At 48.8% G+C, this 18,327-nt stretch carries 17 protein-coding genes and 1 pseudogene; all 18 read right to left on the reverse strand.

Annotation, left to right across the window (positions count from 1 at the left end):
* Nucleotides 1–166, reverse strand: a 166-nt coding sequence (gene recO, locus AZ66_RS16370; RefSeq protein WP_044355816.1) for a DNA repair protein RecO, incomplete at its 3' end; no start/stop codon positions are given.
* A gap of 36 nt (nucleotides 167–202) precedes the next feature.
* Nucleotides 203–343, reverse strand: coding sequence for a YqzL family protein (locus AZ66_RS30700; protein ID WP_081676194.1), 141 nt, complete (start codon nucleotides 341–343; stop codon nucleotides 203–205).
* 234 nt (nucleotides 344–577) lie between these two features.
* Nucleotides 578–1,476 (reverse strand): annotated as a pseudogene (era, locus tag AZ66_RS16375) (GTPase Era).
* A gap of 105 nt (nucleotides 1,477–1,581) precedes the next feature.
* Nucleotides 1,582–1,968 (reverse strand): diacylglycerol kinase family protein, encoded by a 387-nt coding sequence (locus AZ66_RS16380; protein ID WP_044355817.1) that lies wholly within the window; start codon nucleotides 1,966–1,968, stop codon nucleotides 1,582–1,584.
* On the reverse strand, nucleotides 1,968–2,468 hold the full coding sequence (ybeY, locus tag AZ66_RS16385) for an rRNA maturation RNase YbeY (RefSeq protein WP_021256799.1): 501 nt from the start codon (nucleotides 2,466–2,468) through the stop codon (nucleotides 1,968–1,970). The genes AZ66_RS16380 and ybeY overlap by 1 nt, the downstream gene beginning before the upstream one ends.
* A 57-nt stretch (nucleotides 2,469–2,525) precedes the next feature.
* Nucleotides 2,526–4,796, reverse strand: coding sequence for an HD family phosphohydrolase (locus tag AZ66_RS16390; protein ID WP_044355818.1), 2,271 nt, complete (start codon nucleotides 4,794–4,796; stop codon nucleotides 2,526–2,528).
* Between the two features lie 15 nt (nucleotides 4,797–4,811).
* The gene (locus AZ66_RS16395; protein ID WP_021258139.1) at nucleotides 4,812–5,780 is read right to left on the reverse strand and encodes a PhoH family protein; all 969 of its coding nucleotides are present in this window, start codon (nucleotides 5,778–5,780) and stop codon (nucleotides 4,812–4,814) included.
* A 20-nt stretch (nucleotides 5,781–5,800) separates the two neighbouring features.
* On the reverse strand, nucleotides 5,801–7,033 hold the full coding sequence (yqfD, locus tag AZ66_RS16400) for a sporulation protein YqfD (RefSeq protein ID WP_044355819.1): 1,233 nt from the start codon (nucleotides 7,031–7,033) through the stop codon (nucleotides 5,801–5,803).
* On the reverse strand, nucleotides 7,030–7,323 hold the full coding sequence (gene yqfC / locus AZ66_RS16405; RefSeq protein WP_021256803.1) for a sporulation protein YqfC: 294 nt from the start codon (nucleotides 7,321–7,323) through the stop codon (nucleotides 7,030–7,032). Before yqfC ends, yqfD begins: the two co-directional genes overlap by 4 nt.
* A 256-nt stretch (nucleotides 7,324–7,579) precedes the next feature.
* Entirely contained in the window at nucleotides 7,580–8,131 is a 552-nt protein-coding gene (locus AZ66_RS16410; protein WP_044355820.1) for a hypothetical protein, read from the reverse strand.
* A 10-nt stretch (nucleotides 8,132–8,141) separates the two neighbouring features.
* Nucleotides 8,142–9,149 (reverse strand): flotillin-like protein FloA, encoded by a 1,008-nt coding sequence (gene floA / locus AZ66_RS16415; protein ID WP_021256805.1) that lies wholly within the window; start codon nucleotides 9,147–9,149, stop codon nucleotides 8,142–8,144.
* 77 nt (nucleotides 9,150–9,226) lie between these two features.
* Complete coding sequence (locus AZ66_RS32765) at nucleotides 9,227–10,594, reverse strand: NfeD family protein (RefSeq protein WP_044355821.1); 1,368 nt, start codon at nucleotides 10,592–10,594, stop codon at nucleotides 9,227–9,229.
* A 233-nt stretch (nucleotides 10,595–10,827) separates the two neighbouring features.
* Entirely contained in the window at nucleotides 10,828–11,271 is a 444-nt protein-coding gene (locus AZ66_RS16425; protein WP_021256807.1) for a GatB/YqeY domain-containing protein, read from the reverse strand.
* Nucleotides 11,272–11,286: 15 nt separating this feature from the next.
* A complete protein-coding gene (gene rpsU / locus AZ66_RS16430) occupies nucleotides 11,287–11,460 on the reverse strand; it encodes a 30S ribosomal protein S21 (protein ID WP_005547957.1) in 174 nt (57 codons plus the stop codon).
* A gap of 189 nt (nucleotides 11,461–11,649) precedes the next feature.
* Nucleotides 11,650–11,991, reverse strand: a complete 342-nt coding sequence (locus AZ66_RS16435; RefSeq protein ID WP_021258143.1) for a histidine triad nucleotide-binding protein — start codon at nucleotides 11,989–11,991, stop codon at nucleotides 11,650–11,652.
* Between the two features lie 395 nt (nucleotides 11,992–12,386).
* The gene (locus AZ66_RS16440; RefSeq protein WP_044355822.1) at nucleotides 12,387–15,986 is read right to left on the reverse strand and encodes an AAA family ATPase; all 3,600 of its coding nucleotides are present in this window, start codon (nucleotides 15,984–15,986) and stop codon (nucleotides 12,387–12,389) included.
* Entirely contained in the window at nucleotides 15,983–17,182 is a 1,200-nt protein-coding gene (locus AZ66_RS16445) for an exonuclease SbcCD subunit D (RefSeq protein WP_044355823.1), read from the reverse strand. The genes AZ66_RS16440 and AZ66_RS16445 overlap by 4 nt, the downstream gene beginning before the upstream one ends.
* Nucleotides 17,183–17,217: 35 nt before the next feature.
* A partial coding sequence (locus AZ66_RS16450; RefSeq protein ID WP_197081719.1) for a PD-(D/E)XK nuclease family protein occupies nucleotides 17,218–18,327 on the reverse strand: 1,110 nt, incomplete at its 5' end.

The raw sequence follows: 18,327 nt of genomic DNA on the forward strand, positions 1-18,327 counted from the left end.
ATAACGTGAACAACTGAGTCGCCGCAGCATGTCGGCTGCGAACCTTTTTCGCGCCGCGAACAAGAACACCTACTTTGCCATGAGATTTCGTACAAAGTGTGATGATCTTATTACCTTCCCCATAGTCCATGCTGCGGATGACAATTCCTTCAACCCGATATAACACTCTCGTCCTCCCATGATTGACGCTGCATAATCATTATTAATCTGCAGATTGCTCCACGATTGGCGCAATCTCTGTTGGGTGCTCCTCAAGCTCTTCAGTCATTCCTGCCTGCTTATATAGCAAGTAAGCGTCGACATCCCCCGTCTTCGCAAATACATTCCATGAAAAATCACGCATTGCTACAATCCCCTTTCGTTAAGAGAACCTTGATCAATGACATGCTCCTATGATGCCCGCAAGCAACAATAGTGGCAGTTATAGTTGCTGTACCTGAAGCGAACGTTCGAGGCAATATCTTCGGATACAGACCAGTAAGACTATGCGTCATCATTTAGGTTGTGCTGCTTAGAAGGGAATATCCATTGCAAAAATTGGAGTGTATGGTTTAGACCAGCCTGTTCTTCGCTAGACTTACTCGTGTCTAAAACCAAGATCGCGCAAGACTCGATCCTGATTTCGCCAATCTTTTTGACTTTCACCCATAGCTCCATGAATGTCTTGGAACCGAGCAAATTTTCGATATCCTGTCTCGCCAACTTTCCAATTTCTTTCAACAAGGCACCCTGCTTGCCGATAACAATTCCTTTTTGTGAATCCCGCTCCACGAAAATAACTGCCGATATATATACAACGCCATTCTCCTGCACACGCATATCCTCAATAGTTACCGCAATGGAATGAGGAATTTCTTCTCGCGTCAAGTGCAATATCTTCTCGCGAATCAATTCCGCAACGACGAATTGTTCCGGATGATCTGTAATTTGATCATCTGGATAGTACTGCGGGCCTTCTGGCAAATAGCCTCCGAGCACATCCAGCAGCCGATCGACGTTGCTGCCATTTATCGCCGAGATCGGCACAATCGCTGCGAAGTCGTGCAGCTCATTGTACTCTGTAATCATCGGCGGTAGCGCCTCTGGATGAACCTGATCAATTTTGTTCATGACGAGTATGACAGGAGTACGGACTTTTTTCAATTGTTCAATCACATATTTATCTCCGCCGCCAAGCCCAGCAGATACATCGACAAGGAAGAGGACAGCCTCTACCTCATTCAAAGTGTTCAGTGCCACATTGTTCATATAATCGCCGAGCTTCGACTTTCTCTTGTGGATACCGGGAGTGTCCAAAAATACAATTTGCGAGTGATCCGTTGTATACACGCCATGAATTTTGTTGCGTGTCGTTTGCGGCTTATCCGACATAATGGCGATTTTCTGGCCGATCACATGGTTCATCAGTGTAGATTTGCCGACATTTGGGCGACCTACAATCGCGACGAAGCCCGATTTATACGTATTACGATTCATTTGATCTTGATTATGAAACATGAATTCCCCTCCAAAACTTCTCTGTATGTGCATACACGGCGCTCTGCCGTTCAATAACGACAATAGCGCCGTGTATGAATGTCTTCATCCGTGCATAACGCGCAGAATCGTACCAAGCAGCTTCATTCCCGGTTCGAAAAAGATTGCAACGCCAACTATAACGGCGAATACCGCCGTCACGAGCACGGCTCCTGCGGCGGTATCTTTGGCTACCTTCGCCAATGGATGCGGCTTCGGCATCACGAGATCGACGACAGATTCTACTGCGGTATTCATTAGTTCAGCTGAGATTACAATGGTAATGGCTAGTCCTAGCCACAGCCAGTCCGAAGTCGATATTTGCAGTACAGCCCCTAATAGAAGTGCCAACACACTCATTGCTGCGTGTACCCTCATATTGCGCTGCGTTCGTATTGCATAGGCAATACCTGCGAAGGCAACACGAAAAGTATCGCTCCACGGACGCTTCATTAGCGGCGCAAACCTACCTTCTCTAGCACTGCTTCCTGCTTGTCCATCATAATTTGTTCACTTGGCTCATCCTGGTGATCATATCCGAGCAAGTGCAGGAAGCCATGAACAAACAAGAATCCAATTTCACGCTCCAAGGAGTGACCATATTCATCCGCCTGCTCCTTGGCACGTTCTGTTGAGATGATGATATCGCCAAGCAGATCATTCATCTCATCCAATTCTTGCTCATCCTCAATTTCGTATAGAATGTCCAATTCCTCTTCAACAGATTCGTTCAAGGCAAAGGACAGGACATCTGTCGGACGATCGATTCCTCGATATTCACGATTTAACTCATGAATTTGCTCATTATCAACGAACGTTAACGCGACCTCTCCCTCTTGAATGCCTTCCATCGCCGCAGCTTCCTGTAGGATACGCTCCAGCAGCTCAATTAGGGAAGGATCTATCGGGTAAATGTCTTGATCGTCATTCCATTCCAGCTTCATACTCGACATGTTCGTTGCTCCTTACTTGCAGTTTTAAGATGTACGTTCAACCGAATCAATCGTAGGCTATGACTTCGGAGCTTCCGCTGCAGCACCCGCGTCCTTATTCTTCAACTTCGAGTCATCTGGATACTCAATGCGGGAGTGGAAGATTCCCATCACAGTCTCCTTCAGTGACTGAGCAACAATATCCAGTTCGCGCAGTGTCAGATCACATTCGTTGAACTGATTGTCGTCCATCCGATCCTTCACAATCTTATGAATCATCGATTCAATTTGCTCGACGGTCGGATGACGAAGCGAACGCACTGCCGCTTCCACACAATCCGCTATCCCTACAATAGCCGCTTCCTTCGATTGGGCTTTAGGCCCAGGATAGCGGAAATCATCCTCAGTAAAGTCAGGCTCAATACCCTGTTCTTCTGCCTGCTTCTTCGCTTTGAAGTAGAAATACTTCAAGAAGGTTGTACCATGATGCTGCTCTGCAATATCTCGTATAGGCTTCGGCAGCTTGTAATCCTTCAGCATCTCAGCGCCATCCCTGGCATGAGCAACGATAATGGACGTACTCAGCTTCGGATCGATTTGATCGTGCGGGTTGTCCATATTTGTCTGATTCTCAATAAAGTAACTTGGACGCTTCGTTTTGCCGATATCATGATAGTAGGCACCTACACGACACAGCAGTCCATTCGCACCAATCGATTCCGCAGCCTGCTCAGACAGGTTCCCTACCATCACGCTATGGTGATAGGTTCCCGGTGTTTCTGTCAGAAGTTTGCGCAGTAATGGATGGTTCGGATTGGACAATTCAACTAGCTTTAGTGCAGACAGAATGCCAAATGTAACTTCGAAAAACGGCATCAGTCCGAGTACAAGCACTGATGTGAGCAGTCCGCTGGCAAAGGCAAATGCGGCTGACAGCATCGTATGACTCTGATTCATTGGCTCTCCATATAGCATGGACAGCGTCAGAGCCGTTACACTGCCGAAGATACATACCATAATGCCTGCCTTCAAGATCGTGGAGCGTTGGCTTGCACGATGAATGGCGAATATCGCCGCGTAGCAGGTCACGAGCGCAAAAAATCCAAAATGGAAATCAAACAGCGTGCCTTGGTTTTTGTTCAAGATCATCCCCGCAACGATACTCAGAATGACTGCACATATATATGCCAGCGGCAAATCGATAAGCAGGGTAATCAGCATAACCCCCATCGCAGTTGGTGCGACATACCCGATATAAGGGATATCCTTCGTCTGCGCGTAGCCGATAACATGAATCGCAATAATATTGATTATAAAAATCAACACAAGCATCAGCAACTGCACGTTGTTGAATTTGAAATGAGTATGACTTGCCTGACGCATAAACATAAACAAGACGAGCGAGAACATCACCGACAGAAGCAACAAGCCGAACTGAGGCCAGTAGTTGACTTCAGATTTCAAGAGATCGTTCTCTTTCAGCAAGTCATACGTTTCTTGCGAAATAAGCTGCCCTTTTTTAATAAAGATGTCGCCCTGCTTAATGAAGATTGGCTGCGTATTCTCCCGTGCCTGAACCTTTGCTTCCTTCGTGGCATCATCATTGTAGAACTTGTTCGGCGTAATGCAGAGGCGAACGAGCTCCTGCACCACCTCGCGAGCAGAGCGCTTATCCAGCGAGCTTGCATTGACGTATTCCGGCACCTTAGCTCGCGGCACAGAGGCATCTGGAACCGCGTCAGCCATCAGCTTAGATACTAGTTCCCGAGCAACAGGCTTCATTTGTGCGACGTCTTCTTTAGTCAAGCGTGCAATTTTCAGATAAGTTTCTTCAGGAATATCGTACTTCTGCTCGTCAATGCGTTTCTTTACTTCGTCAAGCAGTGTACTCGAATATGTATCCTTATTGCGGCTTGTCGTCAGAAATTCCCTAAGATACTTATTGACCTCATCAGGGATAACGGTGCGATATAAGCTGATCTTCTGTGCGTACGATATGAGCTCATCGTCATTTAACTGGTCGATACGCTCGAACAGAGAATCGATTAAGCGTTCATTTTTGAGCGAGATAATCTCGTAAATGGGCTGTACACGCTCGGCAGCCTGCTCTTGAGATTTAAGCGTTGCCTTCTTATCTGGGATTTGAATCGGTGCGATAATGTCCTTCTCACTCTTCGCATTGACTTCAATATCCAGCTTCTCTGGCAGAATGCTCGGCGCCAAACTGAAATAAAATAATAATGTTAATAAGAAAAACAGAAGAAAACGTACGCCTACGCTATACTTCCATCCCGTCATATTGACTTGACGTTTGCTATTTCCGTTGCCGGAACGATTTGTCTGTAGCATAGAGAACAGTCCTCTCTATCCTTGGTTTTCGCTTTCCTTCTGGTAAGCTGTAATAATTCTCTGTACTAAGGAATGACGAACGACATCCTGCTCGGCAAAATGCACGAATCCGATCTCCTCAATTCCTTTCAAGATTCGCCCTGCTTCTACGAGACCAGAGCTCTTGCCGCGAGGCAAATCAATTTGGGTGATATCTCCGGTAATGACCATTTTCGAGCCGAAGCCAAGTCGTGTCAGGAACATCTTCATTTGCTCAGGTGTCGTGTTCTGTGCCTCATCCAATATGATGAACGCATCATCCAGCGTCCGTCCCCGCATATAGGCGAGAGGCGCAATCTCAATCAATCCACGTTCAAGTGCCTTAGCAACCTGTTCCGTGCCCATCACGTCATACAGCGCATCATAGAGAGGGCGCAAATACGGGTCTACCTTCTCTTGCAAATCTCCAGGCAAGAAGCCAAGGTTCTCTCCGGCTTCTACTGCAGGCCGAGTCAGAACGATTCGCTTGACGGCTCCTTCTTTCAATGCAACGACGGCAAGTACGACGGCAAGATACGTTTTCCCTGTACCCGCAGGCCCTACACCGAATACGATGTCTCTCTTCTTAATCGTTGATACATAATGCCGCTGACCTATTGTCTTAACGCGGATCGGTTTGCCGCGGTATGTATGTGCGATTTCGCCCCTGAATAAATCAAGCAGCTCGTCAACCTTCCATTCCTGCGCCAAATCGACTGCATACATGATATCCCGTTCAGACAGGATAATATTGTTGCGAATCAATTCGAGCAGAACGATGAATAACTGCTCCAATTTTTCAGTTTCTTCCGCTTCCCCCGTAATGACAACCTCCGCCTCGCGCGATGTCACTAATGCATCTGTACGGCTTTGAATCAGGCGCAGATGCTTATCTTGTGGCCCGAACAGGGCTAGTCCTTCAGCAGCATTTTGTAGTGAAATTTTAACAGTCTGTTGTTGCGACAAAAACCTCAGTCTCCTTGTATTCAGTGTCCTTGTTCATGTGGTTCTGATTCCGGTTGTGATTTCTGTTCAAACTGGCGAACAAGCGGAAGTTCTTCCGCTATTGATTGCTCCACTTCAAAAAGCACCTTCATGACCACTTTACCATTGTCCGTCTTCTGATGCAAAATTTTTTCCGAATGAATGCGGGCTTTCGGTCCGTTCTTGCCGAGCACATCCGCCCTCGCTTGCTTCAGTCCTGCCTCTGCAGCTTGCGTCTCCGTTCGTTCCTCAGATGCGAACTGAACTTCCTTAATTTTCTCATTCGTCCAGCCAATAGGCAGCGACAACTGCCTCCATTTCAGTGTGTTGTCCTCCTGCAGCTGCTCATAATGAGCATAAGGAATATCTCCGAATCCAGAGACCATAAGCCTCCGGTTGCCTGTCACGATATATTTTCTCTCTTTCTCTTCTCCTGTGTACACTTTATGCTTCATGACGAGCGGCGAGGAAATCTCATATTGGTGCCAGACGAGCCCTCTTGCTTCTCCCTTGGCCGCCACATCCTTCGGTTCAGTTTCAGTTCCAACGGCTCCAGAAATAAGCACAGCGCCTTTTTTGACGCGGGCATTGCGGGCAACGACAGCTCGTCCATTCTCCGCGATAATATCTGTTACAATTGCATCCTCTGAAGCAACAATATGTCTTGGATTAACCAATTTCAATGAATCGGGCTTCGTTGCTTCAATCACTTGAATTGATACCCTTGTCCCTTCCCAATTGACTCCCACCCATGATGCCTCTTTCAGCTGCGTGTGCATCGCCTTGGCAATTAGATCAGGGTCACGCAGACGGAATGTCCATTGAAAAGGATAGATCCCCTGCTCTTTCGCAGCCGCAAGCACCTGCTCTGTTGGTATGCGATCATTACCCTTCACATCAATGGACCATACCAGTGAGGAGAGCATGTACAATCCAAGCATAAACATAGCGAAGCCAATCAAGAAGAACTTGCGGCGGAGGACTCGTCTCAACGCAAAAGGCCATCCTATCCGCTGCTCCACATGTACCCGACAGCCTGTCTGCTTCAATATGGGCCTCAGGTTAAAATAATCAGACAGCAACACAGAGCATTGGAAGTCTTGGAACGAAGTCCGCTGCACATCCCATACTTGGATTTGTTTGGAGACGACAGCATTAATAAAAGACTCCGCATTCCCTCCTCGAATGCGAACCCGAACATAGCCGCGAGCATTGGCCAACGTAGGTGCCTTCACTTCATTTCCCCCGTTCCATTGTATGTGATATTGCGTATGATTCCTTCAATACGTATCTCTTCCGTCCATATCGCCCGAATAACAAGCTCTGATCCGGATATCTCTAGTTCTCCATTGGTTAGCGCCAACCGAACCAGCTCGTTCGAAAAATGCACAATCCCGCGGTGGTTCTCAACGATAAGATGCCGATTTCCAATCATGGCTAACCGGGGCGTATCCGATAATGTATCCTGCGGCAGATCCAGCCAATTCGCTGTCCAGTTGCTTAATTTGCGGCCAAAGCGACTCATTTTGCGACGGGCCCCCTTCCTATTCGTTACAATTTATGCGCAGGATGACGCGATTATAACGATTGCAGCGACCCTTCACACGAGATCCTCAAGGAATATTCCGTGTAAATGATTGTCTGTGGAACTGCAGAAATAAAAAAAACGCCCCACTATACAGGCTTAGCACGTATTGTACTAAGCCTGTATGTGGAACTTCTCCCTTCGCCTACAGTTGTTCCTAAACGAAACAGCAAGGACTTGTTATATGCTTATAGATTTAGCGGCGCTGCTGATAGGGACGTTTGGCACGCGGTGGGCCGAGCACCTCCGCCCAAATGACTCCCTGCATCACTTCATCAGGTGTAACTGCACGGCTTGAAGAACCCTGCACCTGTTCGGGTGAAGCAACTGATGAAGTATGGCGCTTAGAGGCTCTGGAAGCTGATCCGGACGAGATAGAGCTCGCCATTCGGTCAATTGCGGCCAGACGCTGCTCCAGCTCCGTAATACGCGCCTCATCCGAGTCAATGGAATCATACGAGTTACCCGCACTTGAAGCCATCCCTGCTGGCGCTGGTCGTTCAGCGCTGGTCGTAAACACAGGCTGACGTTCTGGCTTGCGTTCTACCTCCTCATATTCCTCCTCGCCTTCATCCTCATACCTCTTGTCATCGCTGCTTTTTGCAGCCCCACCGCTAAAATCAGGCATTCGGTTGGTTTTATCCTTTTTCTTCGCACCGCCCAATGAAGAAAAAATGGCTCCCAAAATAATAATCGCTATTAATGGATTACTTGTGACGAAATGTATAATCTTCTCAATGATCACCATGGCTCATCGCCTAGCTTTCTGATTTGTTGTCGTGATTATTGTTGGGATTGTTGTCGGATACCTTGCCGATTGTACCGCGCATTTGCGTATCGGCCTCAATGTTTTTCAAATTCATATAATCCATAACACCCAACTTGCCGCCGCGAAGCGCTTCAGCCATAGCAAGAGGCACTTGAGATTCCGACTCAACAACAAGTGCACGCATTTCAACGACGCGCGCCTTCATCTCTTGCTCATGTGCGACTGCCATTGCACGGCGTTCTTCTGCTTTTGCTTGCGCAATGCGCTTATCCGCCTCAGCTTGCTCAGTTTGCAAATGTGCACCGATGTTCTTACCTACATCGACGTCTGCAATATCAATAGACAAGATTTCAAAGGCCGTTCCTGCATCCAAACCTTTGCCGAGTACAGTACGGGAGATAAGATCTGGATTCTCCAGGACGTCTTTATGGGAAGCGCTGGAACCTACAGTTGTAACGATACCTTCGCCAACACGAGCGATAATCGTTTCTTCCCCAGCACCACCGACGAGGCGTTCAATGTTCGCACGTACGGTAACACGCGCGCGAACCTTCACTTCAATACCGTCCTTCGCCATAGCGGCAACGATAGGCGTTTCAATAACGCGCGGGTTAACACTCATTTGCACCGCCTGCAATACATCGCGTCCTGCAAGGTCGATTGCTGCTGCTCGTTCGAATTCAAGATGAATATTTGCACGTTGTGCAGCGATTAACGCATTGACAACACGGTCAACATTACCGCCCGCCAAGTAGTGACTCTCCAGTTGGTTAATATTCAGTCCAAGACCCGCCTTAGTTGCCTTAATCATTGGGTTAACGATACGGCTTGGCGTTACACGGCGCAGACGCATTGCAACGAGTGAGATAATACCAATCTTGACCCCGGATGCAATAGCCGATATCCAGAGCATTACTGGGAAGAAGCTAAAGAATACACTTAGTGCAATAACAATAACAACCCCTATTAACAGCGCAGTTACCAAAGATGGATCCATATTCGATCATCCTCCAATATTTTGTTATATGTGTGAAGCAAGGGTTAGAACCTATAGTCAAAAATAACATAAAGGGGTCAGTCTTTGGTCAACGATCGTACGACAATCCGTACGCCCTCCACCTCAACAACCTCAACCTCTTCGTCACGGTTTATAAAACCGCCATCTGTGACGACATCATATTTGATATCTCCAATCAGAGCCGTTCCCGATGGACGCAATGTTGTCAATGCACGCCCTGTCTTCCCGAGCAGCTCTGTATGATTTATATTCGACACGTAACCTTCATCTGTCGTCAAGGAATCACGGAGAATGAACTTATTCCAAATACCGCGGTGCTTGAACACACGAACGACGATGATAACCACAACCAGAGCAGCTGCGAAGGCAATGCCAAGCGACATCAGCGCATCTGCAGTATCATTAGCAGCTCGCACGACACCCGTAATCAAGCTTAACGATCCTAGTATGCCCAATATGCCGAAGCTCGGGATGAACAACTCAAGTGCTAGCAGTATTAGCCCAATGATGAATAGAACGATGGTCTCCACCCCCGCTAGTCCTGCAATGTAGTGACCGAAGAAATACAATCCAAATCCAGCAATCCCCAGTATTCCTGGGACACCGAAGCCTGGTACGAACAGTTCGATTGCAACACCTGCGATTCCAAGGAACAGGAGCAATGTCGCAATCCCTGGATGAACAACAAAGGCTGCAATTTGTTCTGAGGTAGAAGGCTCAATCTGAACAAGATTTGCTTGATCCAGCTTCAACTGTTTCAACAGATCTGCCGTATTGGAAGCTACATATTCCGCATAGCCGGCTTTACGCGCATCCTCCGAGCTCAATGACAACACCTCACCCGATGGTATTGTCCGTCCCAGCTCCTTAATTTCGTAAGCGCCTTGCAAATCAGCCATTGCTTGTGCAACGAGCGGATCTCTGCCATTTTTTTGTGCAACGGCTTTCATTTTGCTAACCCACATGGCAACCAGCTTTGGATCATTTACATAATTGTGTGCTCCATCAACTAAGGCTGCCGATCCGATTGCACTGCCTGGAGTCATTGCGATCTCATTGGCGCTCAGTGCAAGATAACTGCCTGCCGATGCTGCATTGCCCTCTACGAACATAATCGTACGCACAGGACTGGAGATAATTCTCTGGCTGATATTGCCCGCAGATCCCAATTCTCCACCCGGTGTGTCCATCTCGATAATAATCGCTTCAGGACTTAGCTGTTCTGCCTCATCAAGTGCCCGGAACAGGAATGACTCCATTACTGGATTCACCGTTCCCTTCAGTGGAAGGACAATCACATTGTGTACCGTACTGCCTTCCGCTTTCACTTGAGCGCTTACAAATGGGATGCAGGAGAACAGGATCATGACCGCTGTCAAAACTAAGGTGGCTAATCCTAGTGGTTTCCCTCGAAAATACCGCATGGTGGATGACTACCCCCTTTCTTATTCTGTTGTAGACAAATGCGATACGTGCTATTCAAAAAGCTTGCTGACAATTGTGGCATGACTCACATTGTGAAAACAGCCCTTTTGAACACATATAATAATACGTCCTGATCATGCCTTACGTTTCATCTTTAGATATATAGAAAAAAACACTCCTTATGAATAAGGAGTGTTTTTTATCGTTTCGTCAATAGACGTAAAGAGATCGTTTATTGCAGACATTGTTGCACGACAGAATTGACTAACTTGCCGTCTGCGCGCCCCTTCACCTTTGGCATGAGGGCACCCATTACTTTCCCCATGTCGGCTTTCGAAGAAGCACCGGTCTCTTGGATGGTCTCTTGTACAATCACTTTTATCTCTTCTTCGGAAAGCTGAGCAGGAAGATAAGGCGTCAAGATATCAATTTCCGCCCGAACCCCATCTGCCAAATCGCCTCGACCTGCTTTTTCGAACTCGTGGAGGGCATCTTTCCGCTGTTTGATCTCACGACCTAGAATTTCAAGCACTTCATCGTCATTCAAAGTTCTTCTTTCATCTATCTCAACATTCTTGATCGCCGAACGAACCATTCGGATGGTGGAGAGTTTGAACTTGTCTTGACTTTTCATCGCTTGCTTCATATCTTCGTTCAATCTTTGGCTAAGATCCATTGGTGCGTAATCCTCCTAAAACTTTCTCTTGCGGGCAGCCTCGGACTTCTTCTTGCGCTTAACGCTTGGCTTCTCATAGTGCTTGCGCTTTTTAACTTCAGCCAATACGCCATCCTTCGCGATGGAGCGCTTAAAGCGACGAAGTGCAGCATCGATTGTCTCGTTTTTGCGAACTTTCGTTTCAGACACCAGTTATCCCTCCCTCCGAACAGACCGTCCAAGAACAAAAACACGGTTCATCAAACTACATTATATGTGATTGTAAAACTAGGTGTCAACCATGTGGACAGATAATAACGACATTTTATGGTTGGAAATGTTTGCACAACGGCATTTGCCCACATGTCGACCTGCCACTATATGGCTATAATACGCTATTTATCCAACTAATGCTCCCAGCTGTTCGCCGCCAAGCAAATGATAATGGATATGGAAGACCACTTGTCCACTATCCTTGCCGCAGTTGTTAATCAAGCGGTAACCCGATTCTGCAATGCCTAGCTCACGTGCAATATGCTGAGCAGCGCGATGAATGTCGCCAATTAGGGCGAAATCCTCGCCTTCAGCATCGTTCATTGTTGCAATATGTTTCTTTGGAATCACGAGAATATGTACTGGAGCTTGGGGAGTAATATCGTGAAAGGCTACTACCGTATCATCCTCATACACTTTTTTCGAAGGAATGGAGCCTTCGACAATTTTACAAAAAATACAATCCATCTCTTTCATTCCTCCCTCATATGTATTCGCTCTGAGCCTGCATACAGGCTGTATGTCTCTTATTTTGGCGTACCCTTATCATAGCAAAAAAAAGAAGCCTGTCCAAGTGTTCTATAAAAATCAATAGCGTTTGTACGCACACATACTGTGCTATGAGGTTGGAATTTATCAGAAGAAAAGGACAAAAAAGGAGCACCTCGTACCCCGCAATTGCGGGCAGCGCGTCAACGCTGTGAGCGTACTGTTGCTGCAAGCATCGCGACTATGATTCATTGATCACGACTGTTTGCAGACACAATACGATCACCGAGGTGCAAATAGGAAAATTATTGATGTCGGCTGTCTGTATTATAACAACCGGTTGAAACTGTTACTGTGAGCTATTTCACAACTACCTAATTCGTTTCCATTACGATTCGTGACCCTTCTCCTGCTTGTTCTGCCGGTATGACGGCCAGCTTTCTCGCCAAGCGAGCACGCAGCTCCGGAACATGGCTGATTACCCCAACTGACAAGCGATCCGAATGCAGCTTCTCCAGTGCGGTAACAACCGTATCAAGAAGCTCAGGATCAAGTGTACCGAATCCTTCATCAAGGAAGAAGAACTCGAGAGGGTACTTGCCTCGTAATTGAATCTGAGAGGACAGCGCAAGAGCCAGTGCAAGCGAAGTCAAGAAGGTCTCTCCTCCCGATAGTGTAGATACAGGTCTGCGGATACCTCCATTGCCATCATCGCGGATGACGAAGCCCCCGCCAGAATCCACTTCCAGCGCATAACGCTGCTTCGTTAATACCTTCAATCGTTCTGACGCAGCGCGGCTAACCTGCATAAGCTGTTCTTCCGCAATAAATTCAACGAAGGCGTTACCGCGGAATACAGCCTGTAGTTGATGCAATCGGCTTGCATATTCTTCTGTACGCGAACGTGAATCCTCTAGTTCTGTCCAGCGTGCATGCTTGCTACGTAACTGCTCTGCGTCCCGCTCTGCCTTAGCTTTCCGAGCAAGGGCTTCCTCTGCCACTGCTTCGGCTGCCACTTTCTTCTCGCTGCAAGCGTTCCACTGCTCGTCCGTGACTATTGAAGAACCTATTCGCTCTTGCAATCGATTCAGCTGCGAGCCGACATCCCGAACTGCTTCGTGGTAAGCGAGCAGCGTTTGCTCTAATTGTGAGGCGAGTTCTCCTGTCATCCGAGCGGCATGCACTTCTGAAATCTCTGTAAAAGAAGACTTCGACAGCAGATCTTGAAGACGTTGACCACTTACTTCTACCTGTTCGGTCAGGTTCGTCAAGGCTTGCGCAGCAAGCGCCGCCTGGCGGCCTGCAGCTTCGCTTGCAGCCCGGGATCGTTCAGCCTCGTCCACTGTCCGCTTAGCTCGTTCACGAAGCGCTGCTAAGCGAGCAGATGTAGCTGCTGCAAGCTCCTCTATCGATTGCTCCTGCAGCCATGGCTTCAACCGAGTCTCGTAATCGCCTAGTAGACGGGCAACACCATTACACTCCGCTTGCGCATTGACACGCTCAACCTCCGCTGCTTGACGCTCCTTCGTGGATTGAAGAATTCGTTCTTTCATCTCTTCTATATAAACCGCACTCTTCTCCAGTCGTTCCCGGCAATCGCTCACTACTGCTTCTCTTGTACTCCATTCCTGCTGCAAAGACGGCATCTGCGCGAATTCCCATTGGAACGCCTTATACCGAAGATTCCATTCCTCATGCTGCTTGGCCAGAGTCTCTTCGGCTTCCTTCCATGCATGATTGGCGTCACGCAATGCCGCATCTGAAGATTGGTGGCTTGATGACAATTGCTGCAGCTCCCACTGCTTGCCTGCAGCATCCTTCAGCAGTTGCTCCATAAGGCCTTCCATTGCACGAGCATTCTGGATGAATGACTGCACGTCTTGCTGTAGAGCTGTCAACTGATTCTCCACTGCTGCCCAATCCAATTCTTCAAAATCTTTGTACGTGTGTGATCCTGCATGCTCAGGTGCTGCTCCTTCGCTAGCTTGCAGCGGTGATTCACCTTCCAACAACATGTCCTTGTTATCTAAACCGAACGATTGCGCGGCAGCAAGCTCAGTCATAGAGTCTCTCCACGAAGGATGTTCGCCTCTTAGTTGGTCTTCTTCAGCCACTGCTGACAACTGATCGCGCATCAACTCCGACGCTCGCTCGGACACTTCCTGCAGACGCTGCATCCAGGTCGAGAACTGTTCACGACTACGAACTGCTTCAGCATCCACATCCAGAAGCAATCGGCTCGATATATTCTTCAGTTGCTCCCATTGCCGCCAGCGCTCGTCCCCATTCGTAGAGTTGACCTTAGCACTCTCGTGCATATGGGCGGGGGCGGGATGCTCTTTCGATCCGCATACCGGACAAGACTCATTATTAACCAGTGACGATGCTAACTGGACAGCCATTTGCTCTGCTGCTTCCTTCCACTGCTTCTGACGCTCATCATCCATTGCCGATTCAACTTGGATTAAGAAATGTGTCACTTGCTCACGAAGCCGTCTCCAGTTTGTTCTTGAATGAAGCCCCTCTTCCAACTTACTCCGAATTGTCCCAGCTGCAGACAACAGCTCTTCAAGCTTATTATGAAGCTTGCGATTGACAGCTTCTGTCTGTGCTTCATGCTTCATCCGATGGTTATTCAACTCATTGGAGCGCCCTTGCATGAACATAATCTTATCGTAGTATGAGATCGCTTGATGGAAGTGTTCCTGCTCCTCGGCAGTCTTGACATGTGCCGAAAGCGTCGTTCGAAGCTCCTCTTGGCGTGCCGCCGCCTTCTTAAGCAGCTGCTCTGATCGTTCAATATCAGATGCTGTAGAGTCATAACGTGTATGGGCGCTCTCCAAGCGGAGCTTCCATTCGCCTTCCTCCTTGCGCAGACGCTCGCATTCCAGTTGCAGGCGAACTGCCTCTTGAAGCTGCTCACTTCGACGGAGCAATTCCGGTTCTTCACGCTCTTGAGCGTGCTTCGCCTCCTCGGCAGCAGTCACAGCCTTCTGTGCATCCGATGCAGCGATACGCGCTTGTTCTTCACGAGATGCATGCTCTGCCACAGCCAACTCCCGCTTTACATTCAACTGCTCTGCTTCCAATGCAACAGGTGCAATCCGCTCTGCCTCTCTTGCACGATTCAGCTTCGTCTCCTCTTCAGCGCGCTTCGGCGACTCTTCCTGCAGCTCAGACATTCTTATCGAAATTCGTGCATGCTCCTGTTGAAGCTCACGCCGCTCAGCCATAGCGTGATACTCCTGCTCAGCAGCCAGCTTGGACGCCTTCGCCTGTTCTGCCTGTTCCACCGCTTCTGTCAGTGCCTGCTCTGCACTCTCCAGCGCTTCATGCGAGGCATCACCCAATCCCTGCTGTTCAGCCGAGTAAGCCATCAGCTCAGCCTCAGCATCCTTGGCACGACGAGATATACGAGCAGACAGCTCATCTCCATATTTCTCAAGCGAGAAGAGACGCTGAAGCATTTGACGTCTATCGCTGCCCTTAAGCGACAAGAACTCTGCGAACTTGCCTTGAGGAAGAACGACCGCTCTTGTGAAGTCATCCATTTTCAAACCAATGTGCTGTTCAACACAGCGAGTTACCTCAGCCAGCTTGTCAGCTAAGACAACCTCGCCTTCAGGCGTAATCTCAACAAACCGACTGACCGAGTTGCTTACTGTAATATCACCCGTCCGCTTGAACCTACGCTCTACACGGAACGCTCTACGCTCCCCAGCACCGTTCAACTCAAATGTAAACGCAACGGACAATTGATTTTCCGCCTGATTCAATATGCCCTGCGTGCCATTCGTAGCTCGCTCTACCTTCCCGTACAGTGCGAGCGTCATCGCATCCAAGATCGTAGACTTACCGCTTCCTGTCGGGCCAAATATACCGAATAAACCTGTCTCGCACAGTGTTTGGAAGTCGAGGCACTGCTCTTCTCGATAGCTTTGCAATCCTGCCAGCTTCAACTCGATTGGCTTCATGCGCCTTCACCTTCCTTCTCAAACCCATCTTCCCCGATCAATTCCAAGAAGCAGTCCACTAATGCATCATCAGGCTTGGCTCCTCCAGTCTGACGCTCATAGAACCTCCGGAACAGTTCATGTACCGGTAGTTCACTGCGACGTCCTTCTTCAGCCGCAATTCGTTCTATCTCTGGATAAATGGGACGAATATTGACGATACCTTCATGATTTCGTCGCAGCTTCTGAATCTGCTCTAACGTCAGTGCTTCTGTTAGATGAATGCAGACATCCAGCCAAGCACCAGCATCCTTGCCCTCCTCAATCCAACGAAGCGCCTCTTCATACCCACCGCGAACATTCCATTTCATGAGCGGCTTTCCGGAGGAGAGGAATCGCTCCTGAGGAACTGCCTCCTGACCCGGTGCCAAATCCAGCAGAGTGACCGATTTCGCCTGACCCGCCTCTGAGAAGCTGTAGCCGAGCGGCGATCCACTGTAGCGAATAACACCCGGCCCCTTCACTGTCTGTGGCCGGTGCAAATGGCCAAGTGCACTGTACTGAGGCGCAGCAGGAGCTGCCAAACAAGCGAACACGCTTGGATCAACGGTATAAGCTCCACCCACCTGAATTGGGCGCTCAGAATCACTCTCCAGACCACCAAGAACGTACAAATGACTCATAATCAAATTAACGGTTGAAGGTCGAAAATCCATGGCCTGATGAAGCAGCAGCTTCCCTACCTTCGCGCTGTATGCACTGCGCAGCTCATGTTCTTCATTGGAGGCTGTAAGCAGCTCTCCTAATCGCGCCTCAGATGGATAAGGCAGCCCTGCAATAACTGCATCTTCCCCCGTTCTCGCACAATGAATGGTCACTGGCTCCAGACTAGGCTGCCCGATTAGCGTCACGCCAAGCTCATGCACGAGTGGCGCTGATGCCGATAGGCGATCTGGGTGGTCATGATTCCCGGAAATAATTACGACCGGGCGCTTGCCCTGATGCGACAATCTAGCAGCAGCCTCATAGAAAAGCTGCTCTGCCGCTGCCGGTGGGTTAACCGAATCATATACATCCCCAGCGATCAGGATCAGGTCTGCCTGCTCTTCATCCGCCAACTGTATGAACTCTTCAACGAAAGCAGCCTGTTCGTTTAGACGGCTCCTGCCTTCCAGCGTCCGCCCAAAGTGCCAATCCGCTGTATGCAAAATACGCATGGTTGTCTCTCCTTTCTTCCTGCGATTTTAATAGACTATAGTTCACACGCTTGCTTAGCATCGAAAAAGTACAGCACCTTACGGTCGACTGGACGATGCCATATCTGTTCGATTGCACGTGCGTATAAATTCAACTGGAAACGATAATGCTCCGTTAGCGCCTCTAGGCCGCCTCGATGTGCAAGCACCTTATCTGTCTTATAATCGAGCAGCACGAGCTGCCCTTCCCATTCGAACAGGCAGTCTATGACCCCTTGAACAAGTACCGTCTCCTGATCAAGCAAGCCAGATGTGTCTCGTGCCGCGAAGGTCGATGTTGCAACAAACCGCTCCATCGACGATTTCTCCGACCGATCGTTGTCCAGCGTTGAATGTTCGCTAGAAACTGGCTCAGCTACCGGCACATCTTCATAAGCAGGGGGCTCCTGAGCGAGATTACTATTCTCGGAGCTGAGATGCAGCTGTCTCGTCAGTTCAGTGGTATAAGCTTCAGCAGCTGTCAGACCATAGCTGAACGGAAGCTCTCGCTTCACCCATGTTGCCTGCAGCAGTTGACGGCCAACCTCACTCTCGAAAAAGCCAGCTACCGCAGCTTGATCAATCGCTTTCGCTTGCTGGTCCGTCATATATTGATGCTGCACCAAATGGAGCAGGGTATTGCGAACAGTATCTATCGTCACATCCGAATGCAGAGGCATATGCTGCATAAAGAGATGATATAACGTCCCCCGTTCCGTTGGCGTCACCTTGCTAGCCTCCATAAATTTAGGACGGCGCAGATGCAGCGTGAAGCCCTCTTCACTCTGAGGAGAAGATGTAGCGGAGCCATCCCCCCCTGATATCTCCAAGGAATGACCATTGACCATAGTTGTTTCATTCCCAGCCATCGCTCCATCGATCGGCTCAGGCTCGTCGGTACGAGGCTCTGAAATCCATTGGTCAGCTGGCCATTCATCCGACGCCGCCATTCGTTTCATTTCCGTGACTGAAGTCTTTGCCGGTAGTAAAGTTGCAATCCGATTCGGATCCCGCCAGCGAAGCCGCTCATCCAGCGCAGCTTGCCAATCGCTTGACGGCATGTTCTCCTGCACGTCCAGCCGCTCCAATGCTTCGAGCACCCGCGCTTTATCCTCATCCAGTTCCAC

Origin of the sequence: Paenibacillus sp. E194 (assembly GCF_000935845.1) — a bacterium.
In the GTDB taxonomy this organism is placed as follows: Bacteria; Bacillota; Bacilli; order Paenibacillales; family Paenibacillaceae; genus Paenibacillus_B; species Paenibacillus_B alvei_B.